This window comes from Verrucomicrobiia bacterium (assembly GCA_035495615.1).
Lineage (GTDB): Bacteria > Omnitrophota > Omnitrophia > Omnitrophales > Aquincolibacteriaceae > DATJFP01.
The window spans coordinates 1-23,225 of the sequence record DATJFP010000021.1 but is presented as its reverse complement, the minus strand read 5'-3'; the positions used below and the strand labels follow the sequence as shown (position 1 = coordinate 23,225).

Genomic DNA, 23,225 nt, shown 5'->3' with positions numbered 1-23,225 from the left:
CCGAGAATATTTCTCGGTGACCGGCAGAAGCATCCGGTCATGCGGCCGGGGTACCTAGCTTACGCGGAAGCCGTGAAGCTTTCGATGGCCTGGATCATCTGGCTGACGCGCGCGACGAGCGTGTCCGCGTCCAGGCCTTTTTCGCGCATCCACTGGTCGAGCTCGACGATGGAGTACGTGTCCGGCAGCTGGCTGCGCAGCAGCGCAGCCGTGATCACGACCGCGACTTCGCGGCGCAGCTGCTCGGGATTGAGAAGAAGCTTCGAGCCGCGGAAACCCACTTCCTGCAGAAACGCCTTGTCCGTATCCAGCACGCCGCTTTCTCCGGCAAACGAATGATCCGCGGCAAAACGCTGAATGGCGCGCAGCACTTCGGCGCGGCCGGCGGGCGTGGGAACGATGCGGATATTGCGGTCCGCGGCAAGCGCGGTTCCGAAAACTTTTTCGAGCGGCCCCAGGAATGCCCGGCGCGCGGCTTCGGTCTGAGCTTCATCCATGCCCGGCGCCACGAAAGAAATCCTGTCCCCGCGCCCCAGCGCCAGAACGATCGATGCGCGATAAGCGGCATAATCTTCTCCCGCGGGCAGACGCATGATGAGCTGAACGTGCGAAGACGCATCGCCGTCCAAGAGCCACGCATATTCGCCCATGGCCTTGCGCGCGGCCTGGAAGAGCGGATGGCTTTGATCCAGGACCTGATCCCGCGCCGAAGGAGCATACAGGTTCAGGAAGGCTTCCAGCACCCAGCGCGGATGAACATTGCTCAAAGTCTGCCGCGCGACTTCATCATAAACCGAGCGCACGGCTTCCAAAGACGCCGGATACTGCGCTGCAAAATACAAATTGAGATTCTCCGGAGCCGCTTCCCGTAACTCCGCGCGGTCGGGCGTCACACTCGCGGGCACCGGGAAGTCGACTACGACCCGGCCTTCCCCGCGCGCCTGCGCCTGGGCTTTTTCCCAAAGGCCGCGCAAAGCCGCGAGAAGTTCGCGGTGGATGTCTTCGATCGGACGCACCGTGGACATCAATCCCATTTCCACACCCGAATCAAATTGGGTGACGAAGGGCACTTTAGCCCAGCCTTTCCACTTCGACGCGATCCGCGCTTCCACGCCTGACGCGTCGGTTTCATCCGTCAATTCGCCGGGCTTCACCAAACGCAGCATGGCAACGGCGTTCGTGTGCGCATCCAAGACTACGACATGGATTTCGCCCACAAGCTTCTTCTTGTTGTCGTACACCGGCAAAGCCAGGGATTCTTCGGCCCGGGGTTCCGGCTGGAAATCGTGGAAGAGGCCGTGCGTCGATTCGGCGAAAAAACTCACTTTGCGGACATCGTCGGTGCCCGCGTATTTTTTCCATAATGCCTCGAGATACTCTTTCCAGTTGGTGGTCCAATCGTCTTTTTTACCCCAGGTAAAGCGCGGCACATACACTTGCCGCGGCGCGGATGCCACCCTCAACTCCGCCTTTGGAAGATATTCGCCGATGTCCGCAACGCGCAGCTTGACGAAATTTCCCTGCCGTCGCACGAGCTGCAGGCGTCCGGTCTTGATCTGTTCTTTCAAAAAGTCCATGCCCTTCCACGAAAACGCGTCGGCAAACTCCTCGTAATTCTCCTTCTTGAGCTGGGTCCCATGGGTGTCAACGGCCAGCGCGCCTTTGCGGATTTCGTTGGTGACGGCGATGAGCGTGTGATCCAGGAACAGGTGCAGAGCTTCTTCCGGCGAAAGCGCGACCTCCGTGTTGAGGTCCTCGGGCTCGAAGCCGAGATAGATGCGGAAGGCCGCCCCATGCCGTCCCGCGCCGTAGCTGGCCCCGTAGATTTTTTCTTCCCGGACGGCCTGTTCGATTTCGCTGAGATAAAACGGGAACTGTTTGTTGGTCACGGTTTTCTTGTGATTCTTGCGCTGCGTCATGAATGTGATGACGTCGTAAGGCCGGGCCGTTTCCGCCCCGAACTGCCGGCGCATTTCGCCGATCAAGGCGAGTGACTGCTCGCGGCGGGCATCCCTCAGCTTTTGCTCTTCCTGCTCATAATATTTTTTGTAGCTGTCGATGCTCGCCCTGGAATCCGCCACATATCTGAGAATTTCCACAGCGACTTCTTCGTCAATGCCCATTTCATCCTGCCAGCCCTGGACCTTGCTGGCCTCACGGATAAAAATCCTGAAAACGCCGCGCAGGATCAGGATGGCGAGCGCCGCGGGATCATGATTGTCCATCATGGCTTTGAACGTCCCTTCGCGGATACGGATGGCGTAGCGGCCCATGGAGCTCACATTGGAAATCGCAAAGTTCCTGTCCTTGCCGCGCCAGACGATGTAATGCGAAGCGTCCGGCGTGTTGCCCAGCAGCACGATCGAGATCTTCCCTTCCGGATTCGCGATCTCGTCAAGCCACAGCGGCGACTCGAACAGCTGTTGGAAAAGCTTCTGATACCGCTTTGCATCGAATTGTTCGTCTTCCCGCCTCCAATGCTCGATTTCGACCAGGCTGATCGCCTGGGCCAGCGCCATGGGATGGCTTCCCTTCTGGTCGATGAGCCGGGTGCGAAGATGGTCGATCGCCTGCCTCACGAAGGCCGGCGCCTGCGCCAGGCTTTCCGGCGGCAAGTCGTAAGGAAGGTCCGGCGACAGGAAGAACTGTTTCCCCCAGACCTGGTACCGCGGCGCGCGGCGCACGGCTTCCTTCACGTAATTCCCAAGCCCGCCGGCCCTGTCGATTTTGCGGGGTTCGGCCATGCGCAATTCGGATTTCAAAGCGGCCGGCTCTTCATGCAGGAGCGCTTCCGCCGCACGGAAGGCGCGCAGATGTTCCTTCACGTCGGTTTTATTGCCGTGCGCGTCCCAGCGCAGCATGATCTGCTTGGCGCGCGGGAAAAGCTTCCGCACTTCGCTTGTGTCGCCGTCGCGCACGGAACGCACGGCGTCGCGCAGGTCCCTCATGTGGCCGCGCGGGTCTTTTTTGCCGTCCAGTTTTTTCGCGGCTTTTTCGGCACGGTCGCGTTTCTTCGGAGCCTCTTCACCGGGCGAGGGCTGCGGGGCCGTGATCTCTTCGGGTGCTTCGCCGCGTCTTGCCCTGCCGCCTTTTTTCACGGGCTCCGCTGCTTCTTCCGCGTTTTCTCCGCCGGCCAGCTTTTTCCGGACCTCTTCAATCGCGGTCACAAGCTGCGCCACGGCCTTGGCCGTGATCTCCGGGCTTTTCAGGAGTTTCAATTCCGGATCCGTGAGTCCCGCCGAAACAATGCCGTGCCGTTTCTGCGCCCGGCCTTCCTGGCGGACAAGAAAGGCTTCCAGGTCCGCGAGCTCCGCGAAATCGCCTTTGGCCTGATTCAGATCATGCAGAACTTTCGCCGCGATCGTGCCCGCGATTTCGCGCGTGAGTTCCTTTTTCTGGGGCTCGCGGGAACGCACCGGTTCGCTCCGGACCTCTTCAGCCGGTTTCTTCGCCGCGGGCGGCGCTTGCCTGACCGCGGGAGGAACCGCGGCCGGAGCCGCGCCCGCCGGTTTCGCGAGGGTTGTCACGGCCGCCATGGATTTGCCGTCAGCGGGAGCCGGGACGGTTTCGCGTACCGCCTGAACTTCGGTGAAAAAGCGCTGCCTTAATTGGCGCGCCCTTTCCTGCCAGAGCGCAAGAAAATCATGGTATTTGGGCTGGAGCTTCTGACGCTGCAGGAAAAGATCGTGGACGCGAAGCTCCCCTTCCGCCAGTTCGAGCCAGGCCTTTGCCTGCGCTTTTCTCGCCTCGGCATCGTCGCCTTCGAGATTCTTCATGAGTTTTTCCGCGGCCGCGACATGGGCGGCGGCAAAGTCGGCGCTCACGAGATTAAAATAAAACTGGGCCCGCGAATGCCATTCGGTCTCGCGGTGTTTGGGATGCTTCAGGATGTCGCGCCCTTCCTGGTTGAGGCGTTCCAGGCGCTCGACCAGGCGCGCCGCGCGTTCCCGGCCTTCCCGTCCCTCAAATTCATCGGTGCTGGTCCGAAGCTGTTCACCGCGGATGCCGACCAGTTTGGAATACCCCGAAGTCACGTAACTCCCCGTCGAGATCTGAATGACCGGCAGGTCGTGGGAATCGGTCAAATATTGCCGCATGAGCGGGCCGATCTTGTCCAGGAGCAGTGCTTCGGCTTCATCGGGCATTCCGCCGCTCAGTTGTTGGTGCATGATTTTGACCATGGCCGGCAAGTTAGGCTCGGCCGCGATAACGGATTTCGCCGCGGGCGCGGGGGGCTTTTCGGTGAAGGCTGTTTCCCTCAAGGCGCGGGCCCGGCTCTGAACCGTCCTGAATTCATCAAAAAAGGAAGGGGCCATGCGATATCGCCGCAAAAAGACTTCATAAAAACCGAGATCTTTGTCCGCCCGCGTGAGCCAGGTTTCAGCCGCGGCCTTTCGCGCGGACGCGTCGTCATTGTCCAGGCTCTTCATCAGTTTTTCCGCAGCCGAGAGATAAGCCTGAGCAACGCCCAGGGAATTGCGGTGGAAATTGAAGGTCGCCTCATCAAACCAGGGCGCCGTCCGATGTTTGGGATGATTCAAGAAGAAACCGGTTTCGGCAATTAAAGCATCGAGATGCTGAAGCCATTCCGCGGCCCATTCCCGGCCCTGGGTTCCGTTCAGGTCCGGTTCGGCGGTGATGAAAAGAGCCGTGCCGCGCACCAGACGGTTGTAACCCGCGACCACATAGCTCCCGGCCTTGATGGGAAGCTCCGGCAATCCCGTGGAATCCTCGAGATAGCGCCTCATCAGCGGAGCCGCTTCGGTGGTAAGAACGCGCTCCGCCTCTTCCCGTTTTTGCTGATTCAAAAGGTCATGCACCTGCCGCGTGAGATCGGTCAGAAGCGGTCCCGCAGCGGGCAAGACCGCGGGCTTTGCCGCGGCAGCCGTTTCAGGTTCTCCGGCGGGAGCCGCGGGAAGCAGCCGGCGCGCGGCCGCCAGCCGGGCCTGCCACTCCGTCAGCATCCGGAAAGGTTCTCCGTACAGGCTGTTGGCGCGCACATACTTTTCGTAAGCCTGCAGATCGCCCTCGGCATGATCCAGCCAGGCCCGCGCGGCGGCCTGCCGGGACGCAGCCTCATCGCCTTCGGGGGCGGCAAGGAGTTTTTCGGCCGCCGCAATGTAGGCGCCCGCGAGGCCGGCGGAAAGGTATTCAAACTCGGCTTGGACGGCCGCGCTCCAGCGTTCGCGGCGCAGCTTTTCATGGCGAAGAAATTCCACGGATTCTTTCACGCGCTCTTCCAGAGCGGCGAGCATCTTCGCGCCCCGTTCGCGTCCTTCGGTTCCTTCCAGAGCCGTGACCGCCTGGATTTCGCCCGCGCGCGCGCCGATCAGTTTCGAATAGGCGTAGAGAACCTCGCGCCCGGCCGCGATATTCTCGGGAGCCGTGGCCGAATCGCCTAGAGAGCGCCGCAAGAGAGGCGCAATCTGCTGGGTCAAGAGAGTCTCGGCTTCATCCGGCCTGCCGCCGTCCAGATATTCGTTCGCCGCTTCCGCCAGCTGCGGCAGAGGCACGGCCCGCAGTTCCGCGTGCATGGGTTCCGCCAGCGCCGCCGCCAAAGGCCTGCCGCGCATTTCAAAGGAAACCAGGAACGACGTGTTCACGCGGCGGCCGTCACGGCGCACGGTCATCTTGTGGCCGTCGAGGACGACTTCCGCGTCCGAGACATTGCTGTCGACTTTGTATCCCGTGCCGTTTCTCGAGGCCTTGATGGAGCCGTCGTGGAAATCGAGGCTGACCGGACCGTAAGCGCGGTAGAGGTCGAATCCGGGCTCCGACGGCTTGCGCCATTTCTCTTCGATCGCGTGGTAGACTTCCACGCTTTCCGGCTCGAAAACTTCTTCGGCGATGCGCATCATTTCCGTCGTCTGAACGCCCGTGATCTCGAGCGGATGTTCCGCGTCCGGATAATATTTCCGCGCTTCCCGCAGAAGCCATCTCAGGATGCTGACCGCCACCGCATTGCCGTCTTCCAGATCATTTTCCGGGAACTTGAGATTCGAGACGACCAGGCGCTTCTTGGTGAACTGCACGGTCACGCCTTCGTATTCGACATGCGGTCCGACAATGCCCCAGTAAAAACGGCCCGGCTCATGGGTGCTGACCTGCACGAGCTGCACCTCTTCGCCCGGGTGTTTGGCGTTCGGCAGCACCACGCGATAGGGATAATCCACTTTCGGCACCGCGGGTGCGGCTTTCCGAGGCGCCGCATCCGGATCCTCGCCGAGCTTGTGGCTCTGGTACTGCTCGCCGACGATTTGCTGCGCCTCTTCCAGCACTTCCACGGCGCGCGTCGTGGCCTGCATGCGGAAATCGCGTTCGGACTGCTTCACCTGCCCCAGCCCCTGCGCCTCGTCGAAAATTTTTCCGACCGTTCCATAATAACCGATGTCCGGGCCGTAATCCTGATGGTAGACCACGCGGCCGCGCAAATCGCGCAGCTCGAGGAAAGGCGGCGTTTTTTCCGTGCCGAGATTGATTTCCAAAGTGCCCTTCGTGCCTTCCAGGATCATGTAGTACGCGGACGTGTGAGCTCCCTTGCCCGCGCCGAGATCGACCAGAACGCCTTTGACGTGACCGGCCACGCGCGCGTAAGTTTCGGTTTCTTCCGGCGCGCCTTCGTAGCGCGACAAAAAGCTTTCGTCCGGATGCAGCTCCAGGTCTTTCAAGCTGAGCCCGAATTTGCTGAGGAGCAGATCGCCGAGCGCGGACAAATGCACGAGCATGTCCATGCCCAGGCCGCCGCCGCTTACACGCGGGTTGACCAGCCACTCGCGGCCTTTTTCGATTCCGTTGGATTCGATCATGCGGCCGTTCACAGACTTGAGCGCGCCGAAATTCTTGGCCTTCAAGAGTTCGAAGCCGTCGAGCGCGGATTTGTTGTCGAAGAAAAAGTCGATGGCGAAAACCTTGTCCGGATGCTGGCGGTAGACTTCCCGCAGCGCCGGGACGTGTCCCGGAAGCACGACGGGCTTTTCCACGAACACGTTCATGTCGTTTTCCGTGGCCCAGCGCACGAAATCCAGGTGCGAATTCGGGCGCGTGACCAGCAGCACGCCCGTGGGATCTTCGGCCAGCAGCGCTTTCAAGAATTCGCCGAGCTGCCCGAAGAGCGGGCTGCCCTGCGGCACCTGGAAGTACGTGGAATAAGGAAGCCCCTGAGATTCGATCCTCTGCCGCGCGAGATCATCGGGCATGAGGTCCAGCGCCACGAGCTCGACGTTGTAGCGCCTGGCCAGTTTCTCGATGTGTTCTTTATAAAAACGCGGAATCACCGCGCCCAGGCCGCCGTAGACCAGGATGTTTTTCTTCGGAAGCGTGCCTTCGTCGGGAATCTTGAACTGCGCGAAATCCGCGATCGGCGACACGGTGATGGCCGTGGGACGGCGGGGATCGGTTTTCTGCAGGATCGACGCGGCATAAGGGCGCAGGGCCGGATCGCGAAGCGCGGCCATGAGCGCCGGCACGGCGGCGCGCTTCATGCCGGACAATGCCTTAAGAAGGTCCGCGCGGGTTTCTTCATCGCGCGCGCGCTTCAACGCGTCGATCAGCTGCGGCGCGGCCGGAGCTCCGATCATCCTCAGCGCGCGCACGGCGACGCGAAGGGCCGCGTTTCTATCCTGCGCTTCATGCGCGAATTCCACGAGATCCACGAGCGCGGGCGCGGCATTCAGGCCGAGCGCCGCGAATTCCCCGGCAAGCCGTTCTTCATCCGCGGGCAGCACGCCGTTCGCTTTGAACCGGTCGAGCAGCCGGTCGGCTTTTTCATAAAGCGGGTGAAGGCTCGAAAGCGCGGGAAAATCAGTATTGGACCGGTCGAATTTCTTTCCCTTCTGAGACTTGAGCCAACGGACCAGTGAGGCTTCGAGCCACGGGAAGGCCGCGCGGCGGCGCCCGCTGATGTCGATCCGCCAGCTTTCGAGGCGCCCTTCGCCGTCGAACTGCAGCGCCGCATGCCCCTTGTAGCCGGACTGGTCGATAAGCCGGTCGCGGTCCGCGGGATAAGGTTTGTCCGTGACGAAGAAATCGTACACGATGGTCTGATCGCGGTAGTCTTCGGAGTAATGGCCGGGCCCGAGCCGGAGCGTGATGGCATGATGTGTAAATTTGTCGCGGGCCGGATTGATCCGGGGATCCAGAAGATAAACCGAGTGCACGCTCCCATGCGGCCCAAAGCCGGTTTCGAGGAAGAATTGGGGCGATGCCGGCTTCGGAGCGGCCGTGGCGCGCATTTCCGGCCGCGGCGCCGCGCGAAGTTCGCCGTGGTATTCTCCGAAAGTCGGAGGATACGGGATGACGCGCATGTCTTCGGTGAAAGGCAGCGTGCCTTCGATGCCTTTGTTGCGGAGCAGGCCGGCCAGATAAATGTCTTTCATGATGAAACCGATGTCGACCATCGGGAATTGGCGCACCCGCGCGAGGATCTGGGCTTCGAAGGCTTCGTAGCGCTGCAATTCGCCGCGCATGGGTTCGGGAAGCAGCGGCAGGATGCGCTGCATGGGGATCTGGATCACAACAGGCACCCCTCCCGTGCGCTGGGTCTTGTATTTTTCATGAAGGCCACGGATTCTTTCCATGTCGCCGCGCGTCACGGAAGGGTCCACCTGGCCGCGGTCGTAATAGTCGATCAGGGTCGACAGGAATCTCTCGAGCAGCATGACCCGTTCCGGGCCGCGCTGGGCATAGGAGAAGGCCGTCCGGAAATCGTCGGTGATATAAAAACCGCTCCAGCTCGGAAAATCCACGATGGCGTGCTGCCGGTAATCCCCCTGCGCGTCCGGACGGCTGGCGCGCGCCGCGAGCTCCCTCAGGAACCGGTAATCTTCTTCGTCGTACGGTTTGGACTTTTCGTCGGAGGTGAGCCCGTGCTCGCGGATGGACGGCAGGTAGCGCTCGTCGGTGCCGGTATAAACGACGCCGTTCAAAATGTAGTCTTCCCAGAACGCGTGGATCCTTCTCTTCAGGTCCGTTTCGTCCGGAAATTGCGCGCTCTCCCCTATCCTCAACTCCGCGCGTTCTTCCGCGTGCAGGAATTCCGGCACTGCGCTTTGCTGGATGGCGCCCTCCACCAGCAAGGTCTCGATATGAAAGACCGTTCCAAGGAGGAAAGAACCGCCGAAGACCACGGCCACCGCGATACCCATGACGGGAACTTTCAGAACGGCCATGACGGCGACGGCGGCGATGCCCAGAACGAGGCCGCCGAAGAGATTCCACGGCACGTAACGGTTGAGCAGCACATTCCTGAGCGACTTTTCCAGAGCCTGGAGCCGCGCCAATTTCGCCTTGCGGCTTTGCTCGTAGCCGGCCCAATCCACGGCCGGGGTTTTGAATTCCATGGCTCTCAGGACCGCCTGGAGCGTCCGGATGCCTTTCACTAAAGAGCGGAGGCTTTCCGGAGACGCGTTCGGCCATCCCTGCGCCGCGCTGTTCAGGAGGTCGATCCGCGACTGAACATATTCCAGTTCAGGCCACTGCTCATCGGACCGAAGTTCGCTTTTGGGCAATTCAGGACTCGCATACAAACGGTTTTGGCCGGCGAGATAGGCCGCAAATTCCGCGTCCCAGAAAACAAAGCGCTCGTCTTCTTTGACTTCGTAATTTTCCGTCACGCTGCCGAACGCGGCCTTAATGCCGAAATAATCCAAGGGCCCGGTGATTTCGACGCGGGAAGAATCCGGCCAATCGTTCGGGTACTGGAGCCGGACCTGGAGTTCCGGGTTTGCGGCGAGATAATCCAGGATGCGAAGAAGCCGCGGATTCGCGCTTCTTAATTCCGTCTTGGTCTCGTTCCGCCCCAGCGCCGCGTTGATTTCGGCGGCAATGTCCGCGCCCTTGCCCTTGGTTTTGAAATTCAGGCGCGCCTCTCGGAAGGCATTGTTCACATCCGAAGGCTGGATCGGACCGCTGACCGCCGCGAGTTTTTTTGCGATGCCCGAGAGCTCTTTGCCTCTCTTGAATTGCGCGGGGACGATGACTTCAGGACCGCCCACCCATTTTTCCAAGATTCCGCGGATCACGGCTTCGGCATCCGCATCCGGCGCGAGCAGGACAAGCGGGTTCTGCAAAACGCCGGGCTGGACGCCGGGAATGACGAGCTGAAATTCCGGCAGGCGACGTTCCATGCCCCGCCGCGAAAGCAGGCGCGGTTTTCCGTCGTCGGAGACGACAAAGGCGGAGTCCAGGTCCTGGTTCTCACCGGGGAGCACATCCATGACATAAAAAGTTTTCCATGAGGCGGGCTCGTCTTTTTGGACGCGCTTGTAGTGTTTCAGGATCGTGCCGGGCCGGATCTGGCCCCAGGATTCCAGCGGGCGCTCCCGCAGGCCGAGCGGATTGCGGTGGAAGTCCCCGTGCAGGATCCCCAGCATGCGCCTCATGGCCTCCAGGGCGCGTCTGCCTGTTTCTCCGAAAACCACTTCCACGTAATCGTTCGCGACGTCCACGTTCCGGATGCCGAGATTCCCCCCCTTCAAAATCTGCACCTGGCGCTGCAGCCGGGCCTCGAAATCAGGCCACGAGATCAAAAATTCCGGTTTTGTTTTTTCCGCGAGCCGCGCGGGAACGTCGGCAAGGGACGGCGCCGTATGAAGCGCTTCCTCGAGCGCCTGATAGGGGCCGACCCTGAACTGACTGGTGGCATTGAGCATGAGCAGGTTGGATTCAGATTCCTTGGCCAGCGCATCGAGAGATTCCTGGGGCATGTGCATGAGCTGTTCCATGCCGCTGCCCAGCGCGAGAATTCCGGCCGCGATGAGCCGCATCCGCGGATTGGCCCCGTCCCAAATATATTCGGGCCGTCCCGCGGACACGTCCCGGCCGCGCATCTCGAGGATTTCCTGCAAAAGCGCCTTCATCTCCGCTTCCGGAGCAGCGGCCAGCATCGGCTTCAAGAAATATGGAATCGATTCGGCCGGGCCTCCGGGGAAAAATTCTTTCGGGTCCCGCAGGTACTCGAAGCGCTTGTTGCGCCGTTCGCGGTCGTTGCTGCTCGCGTAGGAAAAGGCGAGGCTTTCCGAATCGTAGATGCGGTAATCGAAAACCGAGCCGAGCATCCACAGCATGGCGCGGTAAGTCCTGTGCTCCGCCGTTCCTTCACGGGCGATTTCGGCCGCTTTCTCTTTCCGCCATTTCAAGAATTCCGGCATGAAATATTCGACCATGATCTTCTGGATGAGCTGCTGGTCCACGACGACGAGCTTGTTGTTATCCTGGCGCGCTTCCACGTGCAGCCCGAAATAGCGGAGATGGTACGTACTCGCCGCGAGATAAACCCACCAGGCCCAGAGCCGGTCTTCGGGTTCGCCGGCCTGGCTGACCAGGCGGAAAACGTCTTCCTGCAGGTCCTGGTATTGCCCGACTTCCATGAACATTTTCTGGGACAGGATGAAATGCTGGAGGAAGCGGCCGAACTGCGGCTCCCAGCCTTCTTGTTTCCAGAGCTGCTCCGCGAGATTCATGGCCGCGACCGTTTCTTTCCAGTTCCGGCCCGACCGGTAAAGCTCGCCCATCAATTTTTCCAGATCGATCTGGTATTGCTTCATCACGTTCAGTTTTTCATGATATTCGTGAGCATCCGCGAGCTTGCGCTTGGCTTCCGCGTGCAGGGCCTTCAGTTTTCCGGGAAGCGCGGTCATGTCGATGCCGGACCTCATCTCCGGACGGGACGCGCCGGTATCTTCCCAGTGCATGAACTGCATCAGGTAATCGCGGCCGCCGGCTTTGGAGCCGATGCCGGATTGCTTGTAGCCGCCGAAGGGGTGCCAGCCCACGAGGGCGCCGGTGGAACCGCGCTCGATGTAGGCATTGCCGACGAGCACTTCGTCGCGGTAACGTTCGATGTGGCTGGGGATGCGCGAATAAAGGCTGCCGGTGAGGCCGAACGCCGTATCGTTGGCAATGCTGAGGGCCTCGTCAAAAGTCTCGGCGGGCATCACGACGAGCACAGGCCCGAAAATTTCTTCACGAGCGAGCTTGGAATCGCGCTTCACGTCCAGGTAGATGATGGGATCAACGTAGGAACCGGCCGGATCAATGCGGCCTTCGGGCACGAGCTTTCTTTCCGCGAGGACGGCCAGGTGCTCGGTGTCGCGCGCATGCTCCTTGAACTGCCGCTCGATCGTCTGCCGGGCCGCGGGATCGATGACCGGGCCGAACAGCGTGTCCGGCTCTTCCGGGGACCCGATGTTGAGGGCTTCGAATTTGGCGCGCAGCTTTGCCGTGAACTTGTCGTAGACTTCACGCATCACGATGACGCGCGAGCCCGCGGAGCATTTCTGGCCGCAGTAGGAAAAGGCGCTGTTGATCACGCCGTCGACGGCCTGGTCCAGGTCCGCGCTCTCGTCCACGATGACGGCGTTCTTGCCGCCCATTTCCGCGATCACGTTTTTCGGGCGCTTGCCCGCGCGGTCCGAGGCCGCGGCCTGTTCGACCATGCCGAGCCCGACTTCGCGGGAACCCGTGAACACCACCGTGTCCACGTCTTCGTGCCCGACAAGCCTTCCGCCCACTTCGCGGCCCGGTCCGGGAACAAAATTGACGACGCCCGCGGGAAAACCCGCGTCGCGGTAAATTTCCATGAGTTTCGCCGCGATGACCATGGACTGTCCGGCCGGCTTCAGGATCACGGTGTTGCCGGCCGCGAGAGCGCCGGAAGCCATACCCGTCAAAATCGCGAGCGGAAAATTCCACGGCGCCACGACCGCGGTCACACCGTTCGGCGCGCGCTTGAAATTCGCCCAGCGCGGGTCGCTTGCGGCGAGCGCCTGATCTTCCTGCTCGAGGGTCAGGATGTTCGCGGCATAATAATTAAGGAAGTCGATGGCCTCGTCCACGTCCGCGAGCGATTCCCGCCAGGTCTTGCCGACTTCCAGGACGATGACGGCGGCAAGATCGAATTTCCGTTCGGCCATGATGTGCGCGGCCTTGCGCAGGTACGCGGCGCGTTCCTCGGCGCTTTTCTTGCCCCAGCCCTGGACGCCTTCGGTTCCTTCGAAAGCGGCCTTCGCGGCTTTCACCGCGGCGGCCGCGTGCGCGGCCGTGCCTTTGGAAACGCGGCCGATCACCTGATCGGGATGCGCGGGATTGGTGGAATTCATGAACTCGGTCAGTATGACTTCTTCGCCGCCGATGAAGAGCGGATATTCTTTGCCGAACGCGGCGCGGGCGCGCGCCAGCGCTTCTTCCATGAGCCGCTGGTTTTCCGGCCGGAAAAGCGGGACGGGCGATTCGTTGGTGAACCCGGGCTCGCCGCCGGTTTTCTGCAGCGTCGTGGCAAAGCCCATGGCCATGGTGTTCTGCGATTCGGATTTGCCCATGACGAATTCCGCGGCGTAATCGGGCGTCACCTGCGTGACAAAACGCTTGGGCGTGTTCTGATCGAGGAGATGGGAATAGACGATGCGGCGGAACTGGTTTTCCCTTTCCGGAGGGCCGCGGTACGAAATCCACGTCAGCTCCGGCTGCGCGGCAAGCTGTTCCGCCCTGCCGGGCACGCCGTCCAGGATTTCGATTTCGCCGCGCGTGAAGCCCGCGGAATCAAAAACGTTCGCGATAAGCTGCCGCGTGGACGGCGAGACGCCGGTGGGCAGCGAGACCTTGACCTGATTGCCGCCCGCCAGAGGCGCGGCCAGCATCTCCACGAGGTCCGGGATATTCAGCGCGTCTTCGATGATGACGGCGCCGGGGCCTCGGGGAATGTAACGGTAACGGTTGGCTTCGCCGGGAACGGTCAGCACGCTGGCCGCGGCTTTCTGCTCGAGCGCGCGGCGCTCGCGGACAAGCGCGTGGATCCTGCGCGCGGCTTCGGGCTCGCCTTCCCAGAGATTTGCGAGACGCTCCAGAGCCGCCAGGCGCTTTTCAAGCGCGGCCGGAATAACAACGGGTTCCTCGGGTTTCGGGGCGGGAGGCACGGCCACGAGCGCGCGCGGGTCGCGGAGCTGGGCCTCGATGTCTTTCTTTTTGAAGGAAAGATTTTTCAAAAACGACGCGTTCGCGGAGTTTTCCAGGATGCGGCGCACGAGATAGCCCAGGCCCGGAAGCAGCTCGCCGTACGGCGTGTAGATGCGCACGCGGTAGCCCATCTCGAGCAGCGTGGCCACGACTTCGTCGGGAATCATGCCGTAAAGCGCCTGGAACTCGAACTGGTCCTTGGGAATGCCCAGGCGCTCGGCCTCGGCCATGACGACCGCCATGCTGCGGATGTTGTGCGTCGCGAAAGCCGGCTGGATGCCGTCGATGTTCTGCAGGATCAGGCGGACGGACTCTTCGTAGTTGATGTCGGTCTCGTGCTTATGCTCGAAGACCGGGACGGGCCAGTCGTTGCGCCGCGCGATCGCGACTTCCTGATCCCAGTAAGCGCCCTTCACGAGCCGCACCACGGGACGGAAGCCGTTTTGGCGGCCGAACTCCGCGATGCCGCGCAGGTCGCGCTGAGTCTCGTTGTCCTGCGGGTCCGTGCCCTTCAGGTAGGCCTGGATGGCAATGCCTATATTATGGAAGCCTGTTTCCTGGGCGGCTTCCTTGAAGATCTGGATGATGAGGTCCTTGTCCTTGTATTCCTCCATGTCCACGGTCAGGAAAATGGGCTCGCCCGAGAGCGTGGTCCCGGTTTCCTGGATCCTGCGGATGACTTTCTTCAGCTCTTCCTTGACCCGCGCCTTGGTTTTCTCCGGCGCGGCGGAATTGAACTCCGAATAAAGCGACGACAATTTGATGGAGACGTTCTCGATTTCGCGCGTTCCGACGAGGCGTTCGTATTCGGCGATGTAGGCGTCGGTGCCGTCCTGCGACAGGACTTTTTCGCCCAGCACGTCGACCGTGACGCCCGGGCCCTTTCCGTGGATTTTTTTGATCGAGACGCGCGCCTGGTCCAGGTTCTCACCCGCGAAAAAGCGCTTGGCCACGAACGTCTTCACGCTCCAGAAGATAAACGAAGACACCGCACGAGGGAAAACACCGCCGAGCACGCGCGCAAGCGCGGTGCCGAAGCGCACGGACAAAAGGATCTTCCGGTCGGAGAAGGGAAAATATTCCGCGAGGCCTTTCAGCACGGCCTGCGGGTTCTGTCCCACGTTGGAGAGCAGGCCGATGAAATTCAGGAGCTGGACCTTCGTGTATTCGTCCCGCGAGGAAAGGCGCATCATGAACTGCGAAGGGCTGGCGTTGCGGACAAGGCGCGTGAGCCGGTGCGCTTTCGCGTGCGCGAAGATTTCCTGGCCGTAATGCTGCACGCGCGCCTCAAGAGCCGGATCCTGTGCCGCGCGGAGCTCGGCTCTTTCCATTTTTTCCGAGCCCGCGGCGTTCACGAGCCAAAGCGTCTTGCTGTCCTTGAAAATCTGCCGGGTGCTCCAAAGTTTCAGGTACTGTTCGGTCGTGGGCGGATGAGACTCGTGAAATTGCGGCGCACCGTAACCGCGCCCTGCAAGTTCGAGGGCGATGCGTTCCTTGATGGTGTCCCACGCGTGAAAGATCCGCGCACGTTCCCGCTCTTTGACCTCCTCGCCCAGGAAAAGCGCGAGCTCGAGCTTTCTTTCCGGCGATCTCTGGTCCTGCGCATACGGCCCGCCGAGAAGCACCTGGAGTCCGGGCACGCCGAGCTCGCCGAGGATGAAGCGCAGGTCGGACACGGCCTGCGCGGCCGCGCCTTGATGGTAGCGTGAAGTCTGCGTGAAAAATTGTGTGAGGATGTCCGGATAAAGCGCGTTGCCGCCCTGCTTGCTGACGACGGGAATGCCGTTGGCCAGGCCGCCGTAGAAAATGCCCCAGGGCACGCGGTCCGCGAATTCGCCTTCGAGCGTGATGCCGGAAGGCGTCATGACGCTGGTCAGCGCGCCGAGCGTTTCGCCGCCGGAAACAAAAAGCGCGGTGATCTTGGAACGCACTTCGTCGCCGTTCAGGATCTGGCCGAGCGACTGCGCCACGAAAATGGCATCGGCGCGGCTGAGCTCCTGCGAAACGCGCGAGGTGCGAAGAATGACGGGCCGGCCTTCCTGCAGGGCCTGGAACAACGCGCGCCGGAGTCGCAGGAATTCGTCGCGCAACTTCGGGCCGCGTTCCAGCACCGCAGCAACGTCCATCTCGAGAAGGAGAAGCTGGTCGCCGAAATGCCGGCGCGCTTCGTCGACTTGCTGGTCGGTCACCGCGTTCAGTGTGCCGAGAAGCGCGACCGGAGCGCCCTGGCGCTTGAGCGGCGCAAGAGGTTCGGAAGCCTTGGCCGGCTTGCGGCCGCCGTTACCGGCTTCCATGAGAGCGCGGATGAAGTCGGAGCTGCCCGCGCGCAAAACGGTTTTGCCTTCGCGTTCCAGGCGCACCGCCGCCAAAGCCACGCTTTGAAAATCCGCCTGGCCGGCCTCGCGTTCCCCGCGGATGTCGGGAATCACGATCGTCCCGGGTGCGAGCGTCTGCGCGGCCAGAAAAGCTGAAACTGCGTCCGCGCCTTGGGCCACGACCGCGCCGGGAACCGTCACGATTTTTTCGGGCGCGATCCCGAGTTCGGATGCCACATAAGCCTTCACGTCGGACGTGGTCACGGGCCGCGTGGACTTTTGCGCGGTTGAGCTCTGATGCGTGGGAATCCAGGCGCCGTCCTGCAGAAGGAAATGCCGGCCGTTTTCGATTTTGGAGCCGAGGTTCGGCATGGCGGGCACGAAAAACAAAACGTCGAACGCGAAAGCGTCGTAAAGGCCTTCCATGGCCTGCTTCAAATTGCGGAGCGCGTAATCGACTTTGATGTCGGGCGTCTTGCCCATGGCCTTCAGCGCCTTGGCAAGAAACGCGTTGCGCTCTTTGGCCTGCGCCGCGGTAAGCGCGCCGGCCTTGGTGTTGATGACGATTTCATGGTCCGCGGGAACGCGTCCCTGGTCCAGATCTTCCACGTCGTCGATGACGAGCGATTTTTTTCCGTAGGCTTTCAGGATACCCGAGGCCACGTTGTGCGCGCCGGTCAAATCGTCGGCCACCGTGACGCGCGGGGAAATCAGCTGCGCGGGATGGCGCGCGAGGACGGTCAGACGGGAATCGTCGCTGGCCCGGACGCCCTCGACTTCGATCAAGGCCCTGGCGTCGTGAGGCACTTCGATGGAAACAAGGCCGTTGCCGAGGTGCGTGAGCTTGACCGGCGCGAGCGGCACGGTTTCGGGATCCACGCCGCGCGGGAAATGCGTGCCTTCGCTCATGCCTTCGCCGTCCATGACGAGCATGGAGCCTGCGCCGAAGCGTTCCTGGAAAAAGGCGGCCGACAAGATGTGTTTCAGGGCCGCGAGCGCTTCGGTGCTCGGGCCTTGGTCGGGGTTGGAATAAACGCGGCGGTAAGAACGCCACCGGCCTGCTTCCAGATAAGTCGTGACGCGGTCATGCAGGATCTCGATGTTGTCGCCGCGGTCCGAGCGGGAGAGTTCAAGCTCGAGCTGGCCGATGCGCAGCACCGCGGGAGCGCTTTCCGCGCCGAGGTCGAGCACCACGCGGTCGCCGGGAAGAAGCCGCCGTGTTTCCGGGGCTCCGGCCTCGGATTCGCCGCCGGGCAAAGGAAAGGTGATCTGGAAAGCCGTGACCGGCTGCCCGGTCGCGTCTTCTCGCATGGAAGGAAGATATTCGAGGTCGCCGCCGTGCAGGCGCGCGAGAAGCCGCGCGCGGAAAAGGCCGATGCCCTGGCCCGTGAAAGGCCCGGTGTGATCGCCGGCACGGCCGATGTCGATCTCGCTTTCGGCGCGCGACGAACGGTGCGGCAGGAAAATCTTTTCCGCGTCCAGCTCCGGATCCGGATGTCCGGGGTTGAGCACCAGGATTTTGACCCGTCCCGCTTCTTTCTTGAAAATCACGCGGACCGTGCCGCTCCGGAACAAGGTGCCGGTTTCACGCGGAAGCGCGGTCAGAGCGTTCTTCAAGGGTTCTCCGAAGATGCGGAAAAAGCCGTCCAGCGACGATTCGAGAGCCACGATCGGCTCCGCCACATCGCCTTCGAATTGATAGTTCACATGGGAGAGAAACGGCGTGCCGTCCGTCGTCTGCCAGCGCGTCTTCATGTTGTCGACGAGCTCACGGGCCGCTTCGACAAGATCCACTTCCCGCAGGCGCGGCTGCGTGGCGTCGGCCAGGAAATGCGCCAAAGTAATGCCGATAATTTTCCGCTGCGCGATTTCGCTCATGAGCGGCACGACCGTCATCCGGACCGCGGTTTCCTGAGTCATGATTTCCGGGCGCGATTCGAGAAAAGCGTTGGCGGCCCTTTCCATCGCGGAGAAAAGCATTTCCGCGGCAATAAAGGGAAGCATCAACTCCCCCCGTTCCCGCTGGCCGAGCTCATGCAAGGGCCTCGTGACGGACGCGGCCCGCAGAGGACCTTCCTGAATAATGCCCCGCAGGCGGGCAAGATCGGTTTGCTGGGTACGAAGATAAGCGTGGACGTTCGCCATGATGCCCGCATTCGCGGCCCGGTCGAGCTCCGCCGCGGCGGCGATCATCCGGTTGAGAGTTTTCAAATCGCGCTGATAAAGGGCGGTGGCGGCCTGGACCTCGCGGCCCTGCCCCGCTTCTGAGGACATGGCCAGCAGCCGGAGCAGCGTTTCGACCTCCGGCACGGTCCAGAAATGATTTTCGTCCGCGATTTCGCGCTCGAGGCGCTCCTGGCCTTCACGAATGGCGTTCAGCGCAAGCGCCCGGCCGCGGACTTCGGCGGGACTCTCGGCAAAATAGCGCAGCGATGCCAGAAGCTGCTGGCCGTTGAACGTAGAACCGGCCGCGGCGTTGAGCGCGTCGAGGCCGCGCGCATTCGCGTAATTGCCCGGCCGGTAATCCGCGAGCACGTCGTTCAGCGCGGTCTTTCCTTCGGCGTCGAGGCCGAAAACATCCGGCTCGGCTTCGATTCTGGCGCGCAGCCACTCCACGTTTTCCTGCGGACCTTTCATCTGAAGTTCGACGATGTTTCTCTGTTCCGCGGACTGGAAGAGGCCGTGGAGGTATTTCACGAGTTCATTCAGGCGCATCTCGGATTTGAGTCCACGCGCGCCCGCGCCGGAACCCACAAGGCCGGTATCATGGCCCACGCCCGGCATGGAAGTTTCACGTTCGCCGCTCCAGCCTCCGCTGTTGGTGCCGCCGAGCGGAGCTTTCGGCGGATTGCGCACGGGCTTGCCGCCGTCCGGGCCTTCGCCGGGGCCGCTGCCGCCGGGCTCGTAGCCGTAATAATCATCCGGGCCGCGGTCGTATCTCTTGATTTTTTCCAGCATTTTGAAGCTCACCACGCCGTCGCCGTTGCGCGTGATGAGGCCGTCCTGATACCAGAATTCCGGTTCCTTGTCTGAGGTCACCGTGTAAAGGCGGACAAGCAGCGTCGTGCCTTTCTCGCCTTTGGCGAGCGAGGTCACGCCGAAGGCCTTGTGCAGCCAGCGCGCGTTCGGCTTTTGCGCGGACTTGAATTGACGGAGAATCATCAGCCTGTCGGCAAGGCTCAGATCGAGACGTTCATGAAGGTCCTGGCCCGCGGTGCCGGGCGGATGGCCGTGAAGATAAAGGATGTCCCAGGCTTTGGATTGGTCGAACGATTCCCCGAATTCCTTATAAAGGAAGCGGGGGTATTCAGGCTCTTCCGGCTCCCATCCCCAGACCGGTTCCCCTTTTTTGAAACCGATTTTCATGCGGACCTGGGCGTCACTTTTCCAAACCGCTTTTTGCTCCCCGCTGCGCAGGACCACATAGGCGGGCTCGGCGTAACGCAGCGCATGCTGCAGGGCCGCGGCCAGCTCCTCGGTTTTCCGCGGCGCCGGCAGGTAACGCCACTGGATGCCAAGCTCGTCGTTGTAAGTGCCCCGAAGAAGCTTGCCCAGAAATTCCGCGAGGCTCCGGTCGAAAGTGCCCTGCGCGATGCGCAGGTTGGCGAGGCTTTTCGGCTCGCCGGGGCGCGTGTACGGTGCGAAAGATTCCACTTCGGGATTGATCACATCACCCGGGTGCAGCCCGAGCTTGTCCGGCGCGACCGTCAGCGAAAATTTCAGGTCTTCCCATTGAGGCGGATGAAATTCGTAGGCGCGGATCACGCCCGTCTGCGCGATGGCATCACCCGTGCCGGACAAAAACGGTTCGGCATGCGTCAAAACGTCTTCGGCTTCCGGCGCGAGCAGCGCGGCGGCCGCTTCGAGATTGCGGCGCACTTCTTCGGGAGCTGCCGGCGCGGGCGCTTCTTCGTGAGCTTCATCGGAACGCAATTCGTCCCGCCGGCCCAGATCGTCCGCTTCATCATCTTCGCCGATTTGCCGCAGGAAGCGGCGCGTGTTGTCTTCCAGCGCGTCGAAGGCCTCGAGCAAGAAACGTTTGAAAGGATCGTCATCGGGCAGGGCTTCGATCTCGGCGCGGTATTCCGCGATTTGTTCCCGCTGCATGGCGCGTTGAACGGCCATGCCGACCATCGTCCGGATGAATTCGCGGTTCTGGCTCCGGAGCGTCTGCCGGACGGCCGCAAGGCCCGTGACCCCGAAAGCTTTTTCCAGCACTTTCAAAGGAGCCTCATACCGGGCCTCGAGAGGCTCGGAAAGCTTTCCGAGGATGATCCAAAGCGCCATTTCAAGAGCATCGCGGTCTTTGATTTTCCGGATTTTATCCGTCAGGGAAAACATTTCGTCATACCGGCGCATCGTGCGCTGATGCTCGAACTCGAACGCCTTTTTCTGCAAAACGAGAAGAACTTCTTGCAGATCCTCGAGAACCCAGAGCTTAAATTCCGGATGAATGAATTCCAGCGCCATCACGGCCCGGTAATCTTTCAGGTCCTGAAGCCAGGCATGCTGCCGCATCAATTCTTCTTCGCGGGCGGAAAGCTGCGTATCCGCGATCAAAATTTTATTCGCAAGGTAATAGGTTTCTTCGTCTTGAACTTTCTCGGCGGCTTCAACGAGCTTTTGGATCCGCGGGCCCAGAATCTCCTGATAGCGTTTAAAGACCGCGCTCCTCACTGCCAGCCAGGAATTTTTCGTAAAAAACTTAAACCACCGGACCGCATTGATAGACGCCTCGATCTCGGCGGTGTCTTTTGCCGCGAACGCTTTTTTCAATTCCGGCTCCACAGCGGGAGGGGCTTTGGGAAGCACTTCCGAAAGAACGCCAAGGCCGTCGACGGCCAGCAGAAAATAAGCCAGCGCATCCAGCGTTTTGATGGCGGGGATGGCTTGCAATGCCTTGGTCCGCAGCTCGGCTTTGCCGTCTTTCCGGGCATCGTAAAGGCGGTACACGATGGTTTTGCCGCCGGGACCTCCAAAAGGCCCTATCTCTTCAGGCGCAAAATCGCGGCCCGTTTGCGGGCGCACCGTCATGCCGAGCGCTTCGAGTTTGTTCTGGATCGGGTCGCCTTCCGCCTCGCCGTCGACCAGCGCGCCCCAAAGCCAGAAACGCGAATCGGAACTCCCGACCGTCACCGCATCGCGCAAAAACCGTTCGATCATGGGCCACACGTACCCGTCCCATATCTGGCTGGGATGCGCGGCGGGCCCCTCCGGCATTTCGGCGGCAAGGCTGGGCACGTTGCCCAGGATGCGGTCGAAATGAACGCCGGGAAAACGCGGAGAACCGTTGTCGAGCACCAAGCTGTCGCCGGTGACCGCGTTTACGGCAAAGCCCGCGCGCCGCGCGAAGGATTTCAGCGTGGCCACGGCCAGGACGCTGGCATCCATGGCATAGAGCCGGGGGTTGTACTGCTCGAATTCTCCGGGCGGCAGATTTTTTTTCGCCGCGCGCATGAGGGCGAGGTAAGCGAGAAGAAGGTCCCAGCCGCTGCCCGCGAAATCCACAAGCACGGTATGCTGGGGCTGGAAATCCAGGACGTCGGCTTCGGTGCCGAGCTGCGCGGACGGAACGTAAATGCCGCGGTGGTATTTTTTATCCGTTACTTTGAATTCGGGGTTCGCGGGAGAATAAACGCCGGGATACAGCGGAACGACGATCTGGAACTTTCCTTCTTTGCGAATATTGAAGCGGGCCGCATCGAAAGTTTCCGGGTCGAACTCTTCGAGCACGCTCTCGCCGGTTTCGAGGTCGACCTCGGCATAAAGATACGCGCCCGTGTGCCCGGCGGTATAAGCGGATAAGGGCCAGCCCCGGTGGAGGCGAAGATAATCCTGGATCAAAGCCTCGTCTTCTTTGACCTCCTGGTCCAGCTTGCTCCAGGCGGCTTTCGCGTCCGCGGCGCCCAGTTCCGGAATGACGGCGTAATATTTTCTGAGGTCCAGGTAATAATGAACATCGTCGGGCGAAAGCCGCACTTCGTCGGCCATGGTGAAAGCGGGAAACGCGCCGATCAAGCGGCCTTTGCGGTTGTAGAGGAGGTCGAATTCCCGCACCGGCGCGAGGATGTTCTGCAGGATGCCGGCGCCGGGCTGGAGCTTCGCGGGATCTTCGATGGCGGGAAGCGTGATCCGCGCCGTTCCGTAGGCCGCCCCGTCCGCGAAAACGGGCTCGTATTTCAAAAGGTCCAATTCCTCCAGAAGCGGCCCTGCCGCCGTTTTTTCGAGCGTGGCGGTGGATTCCCGTTCCCCCGCGAAAACAGGGCGGGTAATGAGGGCCGCTGTGTGCAGATCTCCCCCCAGCGTGATTTCATGGTAGCTCAAACGGGTCTGGTTCTCGAAATGCTGCGCTCGGCCTTCTTTTTTGACCAGGAATCCTTTGAGTTCGTTCGGGAGATAAAAGGCGGGGCTGATAAAAAGCTGCCTGGGCTTGAGCTCTTTTTCCAGTTTATCGACGACCAGGCCGCCGAAACGGCCCTTGTATTTCTGCGGTTCCGTAAAATAGAAATAGATCAGGTCGTACTCGCCGATCGGGTGCTCGAGAAAGTCCGCGTTCACGAACGAAACGTTGAAGCGCAGGCCTTTGCCGGCGAGAAAACTTTCAAAGGCTTTGAGATATTCGAAACGGGCGGGATCGATTTCGATGGAGGTGACGTGCGCGCCCGAAGCAATGGCCATGAAATAAGAGCTCAGGCCGTCGCCGCCGCCGACATCGAGAATCTTCTGGCCGGCCTTCATCGGAAAAATCCTGAGCATTTCTTCGAGCGAAGTAAGAGGGCTTGCCAGCAAAACGCCCCCCTCGCCGTACGGCTTCAGCTTTTTATTCTCTTCAGGATAAAGGAATGCGAATTCCATTTTGGCCAGCGCCACTTCCAGCATGAGCGGATAACGCCGGTACAATTCTTCCTGCCCCAAGCGCTCCTTCGCCGCGGCAAGAACCCCGTCCAGGAAAGCCGGGCG

1 protein-coding gene is annotated in these 23,225 nt (G+C 61.3%); it reads right to left on the bottom strand.

Features of this window, described 5'->3' with window-relative positions; genetic code table 11:
* Nucleotides 1-59: 59 nt before the first annotated feature.
* Entirely contained in the window at nt 60-23,180 is a 23,121-nt protein-coding gene (locus VL688_02480; protein HTL46912.1) for a proline dehydrogenase family protein, read from the bottom strand.
* Nucleotides 23,181-23,225: the final 45 nt, after the last annotated feature.